Below are 216 nucleotides of genomic sequence, written 5' to 3' on the forward strand. Positions count from 1 at the left end.
AATGCTTTTCTTCCAGCACCAACCGCCATATGTGATGTATTGACATCATCAGAACCAATTCTTCTTTCTTCTATACCTGTTCTAGTACGAATCCATTCGTCAGAAGTTTCAACCATTTTTTCTAAATCAAGATTTGTTAACACTTTTTCAGGTATATAGCGGCCAAGGCCAATAATTCCAGCATTCATTGAATAAGACTCCTTTTACTCATACGAG

The 216-nt window shown here is 36.6% G+C and carries 1 pseudogene; it reads right to left on the minus strand.

Annotated elements, in window-relative coordinates:
• Positions 1-188 (minus strand): annotated as a pseudogene (locus tag FS793_RS16005) (3-oxoacyl-ACP synthase); the annotation flags it as partial.
• Positions 189-216 lie beyond the last annotated feature (28 nt).

Origin of the sequence: Agrococcus jejuensis (assembly GCF_007679035.1) — a bacterium.
In the GTDB taxonomy this organism is placed as follows: Bacteria; Actinomycetota; Actinomycetes; order Actinomycetales; family Microbacteriaceae; genus Agrococcus; species Agrococcus jejuensis_A.